This is a genomic window from Kitasatospora sp. NPDC088779 (assembly GCF_040685395.1).
Classification (GTDB): Bacteria; Actinomycetota; Actinomycetes; order Streptomycetales; family Streptomycetaceae; genus Kitasatospora.
In genome coordinates this window covers 165,790-181,747 of sequence record NZ_JBFBHW010000013.1, presented here as the reverse complement: position 1 = coordinate 181,747, position 15,958 = coordinate 165,790, and the positions used below count along the sequence as shown (strand labels likewise).

11 protein-coding genes are annotated in these 15,958 nt (G+C 74.0%); 3 read left to right on the top strand and 8 right to left on the bottom strand.

Features of this window, described 5'->3' with window-relative positions:
- Positions 1–390: 390 nt before the first annotated feature.
- A complete protein-coding gene (locus AB0P03_RS15345; RefSeq protein WP_363629254.1) occupies positions 391–1,524 on the top strand; it encodes a DUF2690 domain-containing protein in 1,134 nt (377 codons plus the stop codon).
- Positions 1,525–1,542: 18 nt separating this feature from the next.
- On the opposite strand, the gene AB0P03_RS15340 is transcribed toward AB0P03_RS15345, so the two are convergent.
- The 5 genes from AB0P03_RS15340 to AB0P03_RS15320 form a co-directional block, all read right to left on the bottom strand.
- Positions 1,543–2,745, bottom strand: a complete 1,203-nt coding sequence (locus tag AB0P03_RS15340) for a sigma-70 family RNA polymerase sigma factor (protein WP_363629252.1) — start codon at positions 2,743–2,745, stop codon at positions 1,543–1,545.
- Between the two features lie 136 nt (positions 2,746–2,881).
- Positions 2,882–4,786: a DNA primase gene (gene dnaG, locus AB0P03_RS15335; protein WP_363629250.1), complete on the bottom strand. Its 1,905-nt coding sequence runs from the start codon at positions 4,784–4,786 to the stop codon at positions 2,882–2,884.
- A 131-nt stretch (positions 4,787–4,917) separates the two neighbouring features.
- Positions 4,918–6,231: a deoxyguanosinetriphosphate triphosphohydrolase gene (locus AB0P03_RS15330; protein ID WP_363629248.1), complete on the bottom strand. Its 1,314-nt coding sequence runs from the start codon at positions 6,229–6,231 to the stop codon at positions 4,918–4,920.
- 175 nt (positions 6,232–6,406) lie between these two features.
- The gene (locus AB0P03_RS15325; protein ID WP_363586326.1) at positions 6,407–7,372 is read right to left on the bottom strand and encodes an SGNH/GDSL hydrolase family protein; all 966 of its coding nucleotides are present in this window, start codon (positions 7,370–7,372) and stop codon (positions 6,407–6,409) included.
- A gap of 207 nt (positions 7,373–7,579) precedes the next feature.
- Positions 7,580–8,524 (bottom strand): PAC2 family protein, encoded by a 945-nt coding sequence (locus tag AB0P03_RS15320; protein WP_363586327.1) that lies wholly within the window; start codon positions 8,522–8,524, stop codon positions 7,580–7,582.
- Between the two features lie 645 nt (positions 8,525–9,169).
- Between AB0P03_RS15320 and AB0P03_RS15315 the strand changes: the two genes are divergently transcribed.
- Positions 9,170–9,898, top strand: a complete 729-nt coding sequence (locus AB0P03_RS15315; protein ID WP_363586328.1) for a GNAT family protein — start codon at positions 9,170–9,172, stop codon at positions 9,896–9,898.
- A gap of 16 nt (positions 9,899–9,914) precedes the next feature.
- Here AB0P03_RS15315 and AB0P03_RS15310 read toward each other — a convergent pair whose 3' ends face one another.
- Entirely contained in the window at positions 9,915–11,174 is a 1,260-nt protein-coding gene (locus AB0P03_RS15310; RefSeq protein ID WP_363629246.1) for an ADP-ribosylglycohydrolase family protein, read from the bottom strand.
- 111 nt (positions 11,175–11,285) lie between these two features.
- Between AB0P03_RS15310 and AB0P03_RS15305 the strand changes: the two genes are divergently transcribed.
- Positions 11,286–12,281, top strand: a complete 996-nt coding sequence (locus AB0P03_RS15305) for a hypothetical protein (RefSeq protein WP_363629244.1) — start codon at positions 11,286–11,288, stop codon at positions 12,279–12,281.
- Between the two features lie 30 nt (positions 12,282–12,311).
- On the opposite strand, the gene AB0P03_RS15300 is transcribed toward AB0P03_RS15305, so the two are convergent.
- Both AB0P03_RS15300 and ppdK read right to left on the bottom strand, forming a co-directional pair.
- Positions 12,312–12,827, bottom strand: coding sequence for a ribonuclease (locus tag AB0P03_RS15300; protein WP_363586331.1), 516 nt, complete (start codon positions 12,825–12,827; stop codon positions 12,312–12,314).
- Positions 12,828–13,080: 253 nt separating this feature from the next.
- Positions 13,081–15,789, bottom strand: a complete 2,709-nt coding sequence (gene ppdK / locus AB0P03_RS15295) for a pyruvate, phosphate dikinase (RefSeq protein ID WP_363629242.1) — start codon at positions 15,787–15,789, stop codon at positions 13,081–13,083.
- Between the last annotated feature and the right edge of the window lie 169 nt (positions 15,790–15,958).

Below are 15,958 nucleotides of genomic sequence, written 5' to 3'. Positions count from 1 at the left end.
GGGGCGTGATCACGGTGGGGAGGGCGCGGCGAAGCGCCCTCCCCACCGTGCGTCCCGGACGAACCGGGGCAGCCTCCCCCCGCGAGGCTGCCCCGGCCGGTGGGGGAATCGGGACGTGCTGCCGGAGCGGGGACCGGTGACCGGTCCGCGTCCGAACGACGCCGTCGGGCGGCGAACCGCGCCGACCAGAGAACTGTGCACGACGGACACGTGCACATGCGAGCGTTCCCGGGGGTTGTGAGACACTTCCGTCCGTCTCAGCGCCATGACCTGGGGTTTGGGACGCCGGACCGATGGGTTTGGAGAAGCGGAGACACCCGGACGGCCCCGGCCGGAGCCCGTTCCGCTCTCCCCGTCCCCCGTTCCCGTCTCGCACCGTTGGAAGGCCCCATGGGTTCCGCCTGGAAGAACCTGCCCGAAGAGCTGTCCGGACCCGCCCGGCTCCTGGCCGAGGAGCTCCGGGCCATCAAGGACGCCGCCGGACTCTCGCTGTCCGAGCTGGCCGCCCGGACGCACTACAGCCGGGCCTCCTGGGAGCGCTGGCTGAACGGCAAGCGGGTCATCACCGGGCAGGCGCTGGAGGCGCTGACCGGGGCGGTGGACTGCGACGGGCCGGCCCTGCGGGCGCTGTGGGAGCGGGCCGTGGCGGGGCCCGAGGAGGACGGCGAGCCCGCCGCCCCGGAGGAACCCGCCGCGCAGGCGGCCCCCGAGCAGGCCCCGGCGGCACAGCCCCCGACGGACCGGACCGGCGTGCCCGCCACCTCCGACGCACCTGCCGCCTCCGACGTGACCGACGTGACCGACGTGCTCGACCTGACCGCCGCACCCGGCGAACCCGGCGGCACCGTGCCGGCACCCGTGGCGTGGTGGCGGCGCCCGGCGACGCTGCTGACCGGCGCCGCCCTGCTGGTGGCCCTGCTGGTGCTGGTCGGCCTGCGGGCCACCCGGCACCAGGAGCAGCCGCAGACCGTCGCCGAACCCGTCCCGACCGCCACCGCGGCCAAGCCCGTCCCGGGCGCTCCCGTCTGCCAGGCCGTCGGCTGCGCGCACAAGGACCCCAAGGCCACCGGCTGCGGCAAGGACGCCCGGACCCTGCAGACCGACGTCATCGGCAAGGTCGTCGTCTACCTCCGGTACAGCCAGACCTGCCAGGCGGCCTGGGCGGCGATCACCGAGGGTGAGCCGAACGACTACGCGACCATCACCGACGGCTCCGGCCAGAGCGAGACGGCACTCATCCACTGGGGCTACGACAACTACTCGTCGATGCTGGACGCGGCCGACCCGGCCGTCACCTTCCAGGTCTGCGGGTACCAGCCGGCCGGGCACGTCTGCACCTCGCCCGTCTCCGGCCTGGCCGCCGTGGTGGCCTCCACCCCGATCCCGATCGGCCCCGCCTCGCCGCCCCCGGGCACCGGCCCGGACGCGGCGGCCACCGACCCGCCGTCCCCGGCACAGCCGACCGCCGCAGAGCCGACCGCCGCGCAGCCCGCCGGCGCACAGCCCTCCCCGGGCCGGTCCTAGCCGATCCCGGTGGGCCGCTCAGTCGAGATACCCGCGCAGCTGCGCCGCGAAGGCGTGGTCGCGGAGCTTGATCAGCGTCTTCGACTCGATCTGGCGGATCCGCTCCCGGGTCACGCCGAACACCGCGCCGATCTCCTCCAGCGTGCGCGGGCGGCCGTCGTCCAGCCCGTAGCGGAGCTGGACGACCTGGCGCTCCCGCTCGCCCAGGGTGGCCAGGACCGCGTCCAGGTGCTGGCGCAGCAGCAGGAAGGTGGCGGACTCCGCGGGTGAGGCGGCGTCGGCGTCCTCGATCAGGTCGCCGAGCGCGACGTCGTCCTCCTCGCCGACCGGGGTGTGCAGCGAGATCGGCTCCTGGGCCAGCCGGAGCAGTTCGCGCACCCGTTCCTCGGTCAGCTCCAGGGCGGCGGCGATCCCGGCCGGAGTCGGTTCCAGCCCGCGCTCCTGCAGCAGGGCGCGCTGCACCCGGATCACCCGGTTGATCAGCTCGACCACGTGCACCGGCACCCGGATCGTCCGGGCCTGATCGGCCAGCGCCCGGCTCATCGCCTGCCGGATCCACCAGGTCGCGTACGTGGAGAACTTGTAGCCGCGGGCGTAGTCGAACTTCTCCACCGCCCGGATCAGGCCCAGGTTGCCCTCCTGGATCAGGTCCAGCAGGGTCAGTCCGCGGCCGACGTAGCGTTTGGCGACGGACACCACCAGCCGCAGGTTCGCCTCGATCAGCCGGCGTTTGGCGATCCGGCCGCGCACCACCAGGGTGTCCAGTTCGCGGGCCAGCGGGTCGGGCGGCGGGGGGTCACCGTTCAGCCGCTCCTCGGCGAACAGGCCGACCTCGACCCGGCGGGCCAGCTCCACCTCCTCGGCGGCGGTGAGCAGGCGGACCCGGCCGATCTCGCGCAGGTACTGGCGGAGCAGGTCCGGCGCCGGGCCGGCGTCGCCCTCGGCCGGCGGGCGGGGCTCCTCCTCGTCCCCGTCGTCGGGCTCCGGACCCTCTGCGTCGGGCTCCGGACCCTCTACGCCGGGGTCCGTCTCCGGGGCCTCGGGGTGGCCCTCCGGCACGCCTCGGGCGCCGTCCGGGGGCGCGGCCCCGGCCCGGCCGTGGTCCGTCTCCCGTTCCCCGGGCGGTGCGGCACTCAGCGCGCCGGGCGGTGCGGCGGTCGGACTGGCGGTCGGTGCGGCGGTCGGGCTGGAGGTCGCGGCGAAGCCTCGGTCCACGGGCATCCCTCGGGGCGGGCGCGACTCTGGCGGACCCGCGCTGAACGGAGGTGGGACGCCCTCCAGTGTGCGGTACGCCACACTCCGTGGCCGAGACTCGTGCGCCGACTTTCTGGGCCGCTCCCACGGCCCCGCCGCACTCCTACAGCCCCGCCGCGCCCTGGCTGCGGAGCTGCTGACCGTACTGCTGGAGCTGCCACAGCTCGGTCTGCACCGCGTGCTGCTGCTCGGCGTCGGCCCGGTGGCCGAGCCGCTGGAGGTAGCCGCGGACCTCGGCGATCCGCCGGTCCACCGCCAGCAGGCGCAGCTTGACCAGGAACTCCCCGGCGTAGACCGCGTCCACCTTCCGGCGGGAGCGCACCGGCTCGACGGTCAGCTCGGTGACCAGCGAGCGCACCTGGTCGTCCGGGGCCGCCTCGCGCACCGCGCTGGTGAAGTCGGGCAGCGTCGCCCCGTACGCGGCGCCGCCGGCCTTGGCGATGGCCTGCCGGACGGCGGTGTACGGCAGGGTGGGGAACTCGTCCTCGCCGTAGTGGTCGAAGGCCGGGCTGACCAGGTCCGGGTGCTGGAGCGCCAGCTTGAGCAGCTCCCGCTCGACGAACTGGGCCGGGTCGCGCGGGTTGAGCCGGAAGGCGGGCTGCGCCGGGCGCACCGGCACGGGCTCGACGCGGCGCCCGCGGTCGGCGCCCCGGGGGTTCTGCTGGCGCTCGCGGTCCCAGCGGGCCAGCTGGGAGACCCGGCGGACGACGAAGGGCTCGTCCAGGATGCCGAGCATGCCGGCCAGGCGGACGGCGTACTCGTGCTGGATCGAGCGGTCCTTGATCTTGGCGACGATCGGGGCCGCCTCCTCCAGGGCCGCCGACCGCCCCTCCGGCGTCTCCACCCGGTGCTTGGACACCGCCGAGACCAGCGCGAACTCGAACAGCGGGACGGGGTTGTCGATCAGCTGCTTGACCGCCTCGTCGCCCTGGGCCAGACGCAGCTCGCACGGGTCCATGCCGCCCGGGCTGACCGCGATGGAGGTCTTGGCGGCGAACTTCTGGTCGTCCTCGAAGGCCCGCAGGGCGGCCTTCTGACCGGCCGCGTCGCCGTCGAAGGTGAAGACCGTCTCGCCGCGGTACTGCGAGGTGTCCATCAGCAGCCGACGGATGATCTTGATGTGGTCCTCGGCGAAGGCCGTACCGCAGGTGGCCACCGCCGAGGTGACCCCCGCCAGGTGGCAGGCCATCACGTCGGTGTAGCCCTCGACCACGACCGCGCGGCCCGACTTGGCGATCTCCTTCTTCGCCAGGTCGATGCCGTACAGCACGTGCGACTTCTTGTAGATCGGCGTCTCGGGGGTGTTCAGGTACTTCGGGCCGTTGTCGTCCTCGCGCAGGCGGCGGGCGCCGAAGCCGACCACCTCGCCCGCGATGTCCCGGATCGGCCAGACCAGCCGGCCCCGGAAGCGGTCGATCAGGCCGCCACGCTGGCCCTGCGAGGCCAGGCCGCCGAGCAGGATCTCCTTGTCGGTGAAGCCCTTGCCGCGCAGGTAGCGGACCAGGTGCTCCCAGCCCACCGGGGCGTAGCCGACGCCGAAGGTCTTCGCGGCCTCCTCGTCGAAGCCGCGCTCGGCCAGGAAGCGGCGGCCGATCTCCGCCTCCGCCGAGGCCAGCTGCTCCCGGTAGTAGGCGGCGGCCACCTTGTGCGCCTCGACCAGGCGGGTCCGCTCGCCCTGCTGGTGGCGGGGGCTGTAGCCGCCCTCCTCGTAGCGCAGGGTGATGCCGGCCTGGGCGGCCATCCGCTCGACGGCCTCGGCGAAGGTGAAGTGCTCGATCTTCATCAGGAAGGCGATGGTGTCGCCGTTCTCCTGGCAGCCGAAGCAGTGGAAGACGCCCTTGGCCGGGTTCACGTAGAACGAGGCGGACTTCTCGTCGTGGAAGGGGCAGACGCCCTTGTACTCGCCGCCGCCACCGTTGGTGAGCTGAACGTAGTCGCCGACCACGGCGTCGATCGGCAGTGCGCTGCGCACCGCTTGTACGTCTTCGTCCCTGATCCGCCCGGCCACCCCGGAAGTCTACTGGGGTGGCCGGGGTTTCCCGGCGGGCCGGTCGCGCCGGGACCGGCCCGCCGCGCGCGGTCGGACGCCGGGCGGTTGCGCCTGGGCGGTCGGACGCCGGGCGCCGGGGCCGCGGGCGGTCAGGCCCAGGCGGCGCCGACGAGCCTGGCGTGCAGGGCGAGGGCGGAGGCGTCGGTGAGGGTGGCGATCTGGTCGATGACCGCGCGCAGGGCGGCCCGGTCGTCCTCGGCCTCGCGGTAGAGCGCGCCGAACACCGGGTCCAGGCCCTCGGGGGCGCGCTGGGTGAGCACGTACGCCAGCTCGGCGATCACGATCCGCTGGCGGGCCCGCAGCTGGGCCTGCTCGTCGCGCTGCATCACGAAGCGGACGGCGACCGCCTTGAGCACCGCGACCTCCAGCCGGACGCCCCGCGGCACCACCAGCTCGGCCGTGTACCGGGTGAGCCGGCCGGGGCCGTAGCGGGCCCGGGTGGCCTGCTCGGCGGCCAGGCAGAAGCGGCCGATCAGCTGGCTGGTGAGGTCCTTCAGCCCGGCCCGGGCGCGGGCCGTGCCGTCGTAGTCCTGGGGCCACCGGTCCTGGGCGAGCAGCCGGTCGAGGGCGGCGGCCAGCTCCTCCGGCTCGGCGTCCGGGGCGTAGCGCTCGGCGACCTTGAAGAGTTCGGCCCGCTCGCTCGGCGCCCGCAGCGCGGCCGGGTCGATGTGGCCGGCCTGGAGGCCGTCCTCGACGTCGTGGGTCGAGTACGCGACGTCGTCGGACCAGTCCATGACGGTGGCCTCGAAGCACTTGCGCCCGGCCGGGGAGCCGACCCGCAGCCAGCGGAACACCGGCAGGTCGTCGGCGTAGACGCCGTACTTGGGCGAGGCCGGGTCGGTGGGGTGGGCGCCGCGCGTCCACGGGTACTTGGTGGCGGCGTCGAGGGCGGCGCGGGTCAGGTTGAGGCCGACGCTGCGGCCGGGCCAGGGGGCGAGCCGAGCGGCGGGGTGCTCACCCTCCGGGGCGAAGCGCTTGGGTTCGAGCCGGGTGAGGATGCGCAGCGACTGCGCGTTGCCCTCGAAGCCGCCGCAGGCCTCGGCGGCCTGGTCGAGCGCTTCCTCGCCGGTGTGGCCGAACGGCGGGTGGCCGATGTCATGGGCCAGGCAGCCGGCCTCCACGAGGTCCGGGTCGCAGCCCAGGGCGGCGCCCAACTCCCGCCCCACCTGGGCGCATTCGAGGGAGTGGGTGAGCCGGGTGCGGGGGAAGTCGCTGCGCATCGGGGCGACCACCTGGGTGGTGCCGGCCAGCCGCCGCAGCGCCGCCGAGTGCAGCACCCGGGCGCGGTCGCGCTGGAACGCCGTGCGGCCGGGGCGCTTGTCCGGTTCGGGGACCCAGCGGGCCTCGGCGGCGTGGTCGTACGGGAGCGGGGCGGCGGCGAGGCGGTGCGCGGTGTCATCCATATGCCCCTCACGGTACGCCGCGCCCCCGACAGCCGGGGTGTGCCGCGCACGAAGGGGCGTGGGCCGGAGCGTGAATCCTGCGGTACGCGCTGATGTCCGCCCCGGCCCCGGTGACGCGCTGATGGCCGCCCCGGCCCGCCGGGCGCCGCCTGCGGTCCGGCCCCGGCCTCCGGCCTCAGCCGCGGACGGCCTTGAGGACGACGGCGGCCACCGCCTCCTGCCCCTTGGCGTTGGGGTGGATCGCCGCCAGGCCCGGGGCCGGGAAGGGCGGTTCGACCCAGCGGGTGGCCTCGCCCGCGCACATGTCGTGCCCGGCCGAGGGGGCGGCCGCGTCCACGAACACCGCGCCCGCGCCCGCCGCCCGCCGCTTGAGCATGCTGTTGAGCTGCTGCTCCTTCTCCGAGAGGAAGCCCAGGTCCCCGGCCGCGACCGCCTTGCCCAGCACCGGCCGGCAGCTCGCCGGGTCGGCCGGGAGCAGCGTCGGGTACCCGATCACGTAGACCCGGGCCTGCGGGGAGCGGTGCTTGATGTCCTGCAGGATCCTGCCGAGTTGCTCACCGGCCGCGTCGACCTTGCGCTGCACCTCGTCCGTCCCGCCGGAGGCGTAGTGCTCGCGGCAGGGCGAGGAGGCGCGGGTGGCGCCGACGATGCCCTTCACCGCGTCCACCAGGTTCTCCTTGGCGCACTCCTTGACGACCTCCATGAAGCCCGCGTCGTTGCCGCCGATGCCGACCGTCACCAGGCGGGTGGCCGAGGTCAGCGCGTCCAGCTGGGGCGGGTTGGTGCCGTGGTCGGTCTCCTGGGCGCCGGTCAGATCCCCGGTGCGGGCGCCGCTGCAACTGACGTCCTGGAACTGGCCGGCCGGCAGCCCGAGCCCCTTCGCCACCAGGGACGGGTAGTTGACCCCCGAGCGGGAGCAGCCCTTCGGCTCGCCCACCTGCGGGGCGATCTTCAGGCCGGCGGTGTACGAGTCGCCGAGGGCCACGTACGGGCCGTTCGGCGGCGGCGTGGACTTGGCGTTCTTGGCGGGCAGCGCGCCCGCGAAGCCCTCCGTCCCGCCGTCCGGGGCGGTGCACCCGGCGAGCAGCAGCGCGGCGAGCCCGGCCGTCAGGGCGACGGCCGGGCGGATGGTCCTGGACATGGTCGTGGGCATGGCATCCCCCCGGGGGATAGGCGTCACGGGCAGCTCCGTACGGCGGCGCGTCCCCCGACGCCGCCACCACCAACGAACGGGGCCCGCGAATGACTCCCGTGGCTCCCGGCCACCGCCGACCCGGCCGGTTCTCGCCGCTACGGGGCCGATTCCGCGCCGGACCCGCTCCCCGCCCGGACCTGTTCCGCGCCGGGCCTACTCCGCGCCGCGCTCGTGCTCGGCCAGGAACTGCTCGAAGCGCCGCCCCAGCTCGTCCGCCGACGGCAGGTCCACCGGCTCGGCCAGCAGGCTCTCCCGACCCTCCGCCCCCGCCACCGCGTCGTACTGGCCCTCCATGCCGCGGATCGCCGAGCGCAACTCGCCGTCCCCGTGCGCCAGCTGCTCCTCGATGTCGGCGTACACCTCGCCGACCCGCTCGCGCAGCCGGGTGCCCGGCAACACCAGGCCGGTGGCGGACTGCACCGCCTCCAGGATCAGCACGGCGGCCGCCGGGTACTCCGAGCGTGCCACGTAGTGCGGGACGTGCACGGCGAAGCCCAGCACGTCGTGCCCGGCCTCGGCCAGGCGGTACTCCAGCAGCGCCTGGGCGCTGCCCGGGACCTGCGCCTGCTCGAACCACTGCGGGTAGCCGGCCGCCAGGTCGAGCCGGTTGCCGTGCGGGGTCAGGCCGACCGGGCGGGTGTGCGGCACGCCCATCGGGATGCCGTGGAAGTCCACCGCCAGCCGGACCTCGAAGCGCTCCACCAGCTCGCGGACGGCGCCGGCGAAGCGCTCCCACTCGACGTCCGGCTCGGGGCCGGTGAGCAGCAGGAACGGCGCGCCGGCGCCGTCGCGGACGAGCTGGAGCAGGATCTCCGGCGGCTCGTAGGACGCCCACTGGTCCCGGTCGAAGACCATCGCGGGGCGGCGCGCCCGGTAGTCGACCAGGCGGTCGTGGTCGAAACGGGCCACCACCTGCGGCGAGCCCGTCTCCAGCAGGTGGGCCACCACCTGGCCGCCGGCCTCGCCGGCGTCCATGAAGCCCTCGAAGTGCTGGAGCAGCACGAGGCCCGCACCGGTGTCGCGCAGCTCCGCGGTGGCCGCGGCCACCGCGGCCACGCCCTGCTGATCCAGCTCGTACAGCGCCTGGAAGTCACGCACCGCGCACCCAACCCCGTTCTCTACTCGTCACGACGTACCGGCTTCTCGTCCTCTCCAGCGTGCCGGGCGCCGCCGGAATTCCCGACCCGCCCGGCGGCGGGTCCGGCGGCCTCTCCGGACCGCTCCGGACCATGATCGCACCCGGGTGGAAAGCCCCTGGTCACGGGTGTTCAACGGCCCGTCCGGGGGCGGGTCGCAGCGGCCCGCACCGCCATTCGCGTGCCGGGAAGTGACGCACCGCCTTCTGACGGGTATCGTCCTCTCGCTGCCTCGCATCGTCGCGTCGTCGTCACGTCGTCCCGTAACGCCGTCGGCCACGTCCCGGACCGGTGCTCGGCCAGCCCACACGACGCATCTTGCCTTCATCTGGCCGCCTGTTTCCTTCGCGCTCCCGTTTCCTCATCGGCCATCTCGCGGACGCACGCTGTCCCCTCGCTCATCCCCGCCGGACCGGTCCGTGGACCCGAGTCCGTTCCGGCACCGCGCTGCCCGCCTCCGGGCCGCCGCCCCCGCCCCGCCCGACCGGCTCTCCGGCGTGCGCGGGTACCGGCGGGCGTGCTCCGGGGCCGGGGCGACTGTCCCTGCCTCCCGAGCCGTACCCCGGCACGGTAGGCACCCTCCGACCGATGAAGGACCGAAGGTTCCGTGCCCGTACCTGTCATCCTCACCGGCCGCACCGTGCGGCTGGAGCCCCTCGCCGCGCACCATGCCTCGGCCATCGCCGAGGCCGGCGCCGAGGACCGTACGACCTACGCCTTCACGCCCGTCCCGCACGGCCTCGAAGCGGCCCGCGACTACATCGCGCGCGCCCTCGCCGACCAGGCCGCGGGCCGGTCGCTGCCGTTCGCGACGGTGAACGTGGCGGACGGCCGGGTCGTCGGCTCCACCCGATTCCTGGAACTCGACTACTGGCGGGGGCCGATGGTCTGGCCACCGGTGCCCGGGGTGCCGTTCGGCGACCCGGCCACGGCCGTCCCGGACGCCGCCGAGATCGGCAACACCTGGCTCTCGCCGCGTGCCCAGGGCACCGGCATCAACACCGAGGCCAAGCTGCTGATGCTGCGCCACGCCTTCGAGACCTGGGGGGTGCAGCGGATCTCGCTGCGCGCCGACGCCCGCAACCAGCGCTCGCGCACCGCCATCGAGCGGCTCGGCGCCACCTCCGAAGGCGTCCGCCGGGCCCACTCGCGCGGGCTCGACGGGGTGGTGCGCTCGACCGCGTTCTACTCGATCCTCGACGACGAGTGGCCCGCGGTGCGGGACATCATCGAGCTGCGGATCGCCGCCGCCACCTCGCCCAGCGCCCCGGATCCGGCGATCAACCAGGAGTGCCTTAGACACGGCGGCGGTCCCGGGCACCTGATCACGGCCTGAAACGGTCCGAAGGGGGCTACGGCCGCCACCCGTAGCCCCTGGCGGCCAGGCCGAGGACCCGTGCGAGGAGCTCCGGATCGGCAGCTCCCCGGAAGCGGTCGGGGTGCGCCTCGGCCAGCGCCGACCCGGGCCGCCAGCCGCCGCGCACCGGGGTGACCCGGACGCTCCAGATCTCGAAGCCGGTCCAGCTGCGGTGCAGGCGCAGCACGCCCTCGGCGGTGTGGGACACCCACTTGTCCTCCATCTCCCGGGGGCGCAGCCCGGCCCGGATCCGCTGCCACTCCTCGTCCGTCCAGACCACGTCCGGCACCGGGCAGGCGCGGGGCAGCAGCATGGGCTTCAGGCGGCCCTCCCTCTCCGGGGCGGGCCGGACGCCGCCCGGCTCGGGGAACGCCCAGCCGGGCAGCGGTTCGCGGGCGGCCAGCCAGGCGGCCGGAATGCCCTCGGTCCCGGTGTGCGCGGCGACCACTCCCCCGGTGATCGCGGCCACCGTGTCCATGTCGCCGCCGGCCGCGACCGCCTCCCGGACGGCGGCCGGATAGTCGCTCAGGTGCCGGGCGGCGCACCACAGGGCGTACGGGACGGTGTCGACGGCGGACGTCCGGCTGCCGTTGCCCAGGATCTCGGCGGCGGCCCTCGGGTCCGGTTCGGCGAGCAGCTGGACCGCCTCGGTGAGGCCGTCACGGACGGCGCCGTAAGGGGTGAGGGAGATCACCGCCTCCAGGAAGGACTCCGGCGTCATCGCCTCGGTGCGCGCCCGCACCGCGTACGCGGTGGCCACCGCGACCGCGATGGCGCCGTCCACCGCCTGCGGGTGGGTGTGGGTGATCACGGCGGTGTCGGCGGCGGGCCGGACCGCGGCGGCCGGGTCCTCGGCGTACGCCGCCCCCAGCGGGGCGACCCGCATCGCGGCGCCGTTGCCGTACGAGCCCTGGCCGTCGAAGAGTTCGGCCGCCAGGGCCTTCGCGTCACCGCCCTCCCGGACCAGCCGCAGCATCCGGTTGGCGGCCGGACCGTACCCGCGGTCGAAGTCGTGGCGCCGGGCGAAGGCGTGGGTGAGGTCGAAGGTGTCGATCGTGCCGCGTTCGGTGTGCGCGGCGTACACCGAGCACGCCATCTCGGTGTCGTCGGTCCACGGCCAGGGGCCGGGCGGGTCGGTGCGGGCGGCGAAATGGGCGGCGGCGGTGGCCGGGACGAAGAGCTGTGCACCGTAGGCATCGCCTACCGAAAGGCCGTTGAGCGCGTCGAGCGCGGGGCCGGTGGGTGGAGTCGTCATATGGCCCTCAGCTCAGTGGTTCGACCGGCGCTCCGTCAACCTCATTCTCGTAGGCTCCCCCGACGAGCGATGTTTCGCATACATCCGATCATGGTGGGCAGCACCCGGGGCATGACCCGCGTGAACCCGCTCGACCCCGTCGTGCTGCTCGGCGCCGACCAGCAGCACATCGTCACCCGGGCGCAACTGCGCCGGCTCGGCGTGCCGTCCGGCACCATCGCCCACCGGCTGCGCCCCGACGGGCCCTGGCAACAGGTGCTGCCCCGGGTGATCTGCCTGCAGTCCGGCCGATTGACGGCGCATCAACGGCTGCGCGCCGCGCTGGCGTACGCGAGCCCCAAGGGGCGGGCGCCGCAGGCCGGGGAGGTGCTGCTGACCGGGGACGCGGTGCTGGCCGACGTGGGGCTGCCGAGCGCCGGACACCCGACCGACCTGGCCCGGATCGACGTCCTGATTCCCGCCCAACGCCGGGTCCGCGACCGCGAGTTCGTCCGGATCCACCGGTCGGTCGGGCCACTGCCGGGCGGCTTCGAGCGGGACGACGGGCTGTGGAGCACCACCGTCGCCCGGGCGCTGGCCGACCTCGCGCCGGGCGAGACCGGGCAGCGCCGGTTCCGGGCGCTGTGCGCGGAGGCCGTCCAGCGGCGGCACTGCGAACTCGGCGAGCTGCTGGACCACTTGCTGGCCCGGCCGGGCGCGCTCGGACTGCCGCAGGTGGCCCGGGTGGTGGAGGACCTCACCGCCGGAGTGCGATCGGTGGTGGAGGGCGAGGCCCGCGAACTCCTCGCGCACGCGGGCCTGCCCGAGCCGCTGTGGAACCCGGTGCTCTTCCTGGACGGCCGCTTCCTCGCCGTCCCGGACGCCTACTGGCCGCACGCCTGCGTGGCGTTGGAGATCGACTCCCGCGCCTGGCACCTGCGCCCCGCCGACCACGAACGCGGCCTGGCCCGCGCCAACCGGCTGACCGCCGTCGGGCTCCCCGTGGTCCGCACCACCCCGGTCCAGCTCCGGCGCGACCCCGTCCCGGTGTTCCACGAGCTGACCGCCCTCCTCACCACCGGCCCGCACGGCCCCCACCGCCGGATCAGCTGGCGCCGGGCCCGGTGAGGGGTGCGGGGTGTCACGCGGCTCGGGGTGTCAGCAGCGCGGATCGATCTCCTGGAAGGTCCCGTAGTGGTCCGGCGACCAGTACTGCTCGCCGGAGCCGCCGGTGACCACGCGGCGGGTGCCGCGGTCGTTGGATCCCGGGGTGACCACGGTGAACTCGTGGTAGTAGCCGCCGGACTTCTTCGGCAGACGGCTCTCGCGGTTCTCGAAGACGATGCCGTCGCGGTTGTACGGGTACGGGCCGTTCTTGGCGATCAGGCCGAGGGTGTCCTGGGCCTGGCTGGGGAGCTTGCTGCGGCAGACGTCGGCGAGCGCCGGGTCGGCGGGCACCCAGGTGCCGCTCGGGGCGGGGGTGCCGCCGGCGGGCGGGGACGGCTTGGGGGCCGAGGACTTGGGGGCCGAGGCGCCCGCCGAGGTGGCGGTGGAGCTCGCGGCGGCCTTGGGGTGGCTGCTGCCGCCCTTGCCGGCGAGCAGGTACCCGATGCCGGCGACGAGGGCCAGGATCAGGACGGCCACGACGACGAGCGGGCTTTTACGTCTGGTCATGCGCCCCAGCTTGGCAGGCCCGCGGGCGCCGCCCGGCCAGCTACACACGTGGCCGCCGCCACATCCGGCCGGCCGGGGACGGGCGGCCGGGGACAGACGGACGGCCGGGCGGGGACGGACGCCATTGTCCGTTCCCGCCCGGCCGTTGTTACGTACGCCGGTTCTCCTGCGCCGAGCTCCGGTGTACGCCCTCCCGACGGGGAGGGAAGCGGTCAGTCCGGCCCGCGGCCGAGGAGGGGATGCCTACCCTCTCTCAGCGCGGGTCGCTGCCCGCCGTCTCGATGGCGGCGCGGCCTGCCTCCAGGCGCGCCACCGGGATCCGGAAGGGGGAGCAGGAGACGTAGTCCAGCCCCACCTCGTGGAAGAAGTGGACCGAGTCCGGGTCGCCGCCGTGCTCGCCGCAGACGCCGAGCTTGAGGTCGGGGCGGGTGGCCCGGCCGGCCTCGACGGCGTGCTTGACGAGCGCGCCGACGCCGTCGCGGTCGATGGTCTCGAACGGGGAGACCCCGAAGATGCCCTTCTCCAGGTACGCGGTGAAGAACGAGGCCTCCACGTCGTCCCGGGAGAAGCCCCACACGGTCTGGGTGAGGTCGTTGGTGCCGAAGGAGAAGAACTCGGCGGCCTCGGCGATCTGACCGGCGGTGACCGCGGCGCGCGGCAGCTCGATCATGGTGCCGAGCTTGATGTCCAGCTGCACGCCGGTGGACTGGGCGACCTCGGCGAGCACGCGCTCGCACTCGTCGCGGACCAGCTCCAGCTCCTGGACGGTGCCGACCAGCGGGATCATCACCTCGGGGCGCGGGTCCCCGCCGGCCAGCCGGCGCTCGGCGGCGGCCTCGGCGATGGCGCGGACCTGCATGCCGAACAGGCCGGGGATGACCAGGCCGAGGCGGACGCCGCGCAGGCCCAGCATCGGGTTCTGCTCGTGCAGCTTGTGCACCGCCTGGAGCAGGCGCAGATCGTTCTCGTTCGGGTCCTTGCGGGCCTCGGCGAGGGCGACGCGCACCGACAGTTCGGTGATGTCCGGCAGGAACTCGTGCAGCGGCGGGTCGAGCAGCCGGACGGTGACGGGCAGGCCGTCCATGGCCTGGAAGAGCTCCAGGAAGTCGCCCTTCTGCAGCGGCAGCAGGGTGGAGAGGGCGAGCTCGCGGTCCTTGTCGTTGTCCGCCAGGATCAGGTGCTCGACCTCCTTGCGGCGCTCCTCGCCGAGGAACATGTGCTCGGTGCGGCACAGGCCGATGCCCTGGGCGCCGTAGCGGCGGGCGCGCCCGCCGTCCTCGGCGTTGTCGGCGTTGGCGCGCACGGCGAGCCGGCGGCGGACGTCGGCGTGCGCCATCAGCCGGTGGACGGCCTGGACGAGGCCGCCCTGGACGTCGGCGCCGGCGTGCAGGGTGCCCTCGAAGTACTCGACGACGGGGGACGGCAGGACGGGGACCTCGCCGAGGTAGACCTTGCCGGTGGCGCCGTCGATGGAGACGACGTCGCCCTCCTCCAGCACCAGGCCGCCGACGGTGGTCATCCGGCGGCGCTTGGTGTCGACCTCCAGCTCCTCGGCGCCGCAGACGCAGGTCTTGCCCATGCCGCGGGCAACGACGGCGGCGTGCGAGGTCTTGCCGCCGCGTGAGGTGAGGATGCCCTCGGCGGCGATCATGCCGTCCAGGTCGTCCGGGTTGGTCTCGCGGCGGACCAGGATGACCTTCTCGCCGGAACGGGACCACTTGACGGCGGTGTAGGAGTCGAACACGATCTTGCCGATGGCGGCGCCGGGCGAGGCGGCGAGGCCCCAGGCGATCTGCTGGGACTCGGCGTTCGGGGCGAAGCGCGGGAACATCAGCTGCGAGAGCTGGCCGCCGGTGACCCGCATGAGGGCCTCGTCCAGGTCGATCAGGCCCTGGTCGACCAGCTGGACGGCGATCCGGAAGGCCGCGGCGGCGGTGCGCTTGCCGACGCGGGTCTGCAGCATCCAGAGCTTGCCGCGCTCGATGGTGAACTCGATGTCGCAGAGGTCGCGGTAGTGGTTCTCGAGCGTCTGCATGATCGTCATCAGCTCGTCGTACGACTTCTTGTCGAGCTTCTCCAGCTCGGCCAGCGGCAGGGTGTTGCGGATGCCGGCGACGACGTCCTCGCCCTGGGCGTTGGACAGGTAGTCGCCGTAGACGCCCTGGGCACCGGTGGAGGGGTCGCGGGTGAAGGCGACACCGGTGCCGGAGTCCTCGCCAAGGTTGCCGAAGACCATGCTGCAGACGTTGACCGCGGTGCCGAGGTCGTTCGGGATGCGCTCCTGCCGGCGGTACAGGCGGGCGCGGTCGCCGTTCCAGGAGTGGAAGACGGCGTGGATGGCGAGGTCCATCTGCGCGCGCGGGTCCTGCGGGAAGGCCCGGCCGGTCTCGCGCTCGACGATGCCCTTGAACACCTCGACGAGCGCCCGGAGGTCGGAAGCGTCCAGGTCCAGGTCGTTGGCGGTGCCCTTGGCGTGCTTGGCCTCGTCCAGGGCCTCCTCGAACAGCTCGCCGTCGACGCCCAGCACGGTCTTGCCGAACATCTGGACCAGGCGGCGGTAGGAGTCCCAGGCGAAGCGCTCGTTGCCGGACTGGGCGACGAGACCGACCACCGAGGCGTCCGAGAGGCCGATGTTCAGGACGGTGTCCATCATGCCGGGCATGGAGAACTTCGCGCCCGAGCGCACCGACACCAGCAGCGGGTTGTCGGGCTGGCCGAGCTTCTTGCCCATCTCCTGCTCGAGCGCGTCCAGGTGGGCGCTGATCTCCTGGTGCAGCGAGGCCGGCTCGCTGCCGGTCTCCAGGAAGACCTTGCAGGCCTCGGTGGTGATGGTGAACCCCGGAGGGACGGGGAGGCCAAGGTTGGTCATCTCGGCCAGGTTCGCGCCCTTGCCGCCGAGAAGGTCCTTGAGGTCCTTGTTTCCTTCAGTGAAGGAGTAAACAAACTTCTGCTGGGACGGCACGGGTCGGTCTCCTCGTACGCGGTTGCCCTGACGCCGGAGAACATACCCATTTCGAAGGTTCTTCTCTGCCCCGAATGGGCCGTACGAGGCTGGTACCCGGGGGTAACCCGATAGATCGAATGCACATAAAGGCGTTCACCTCTGTTGGTGAAATCGTCCGGATGACGCT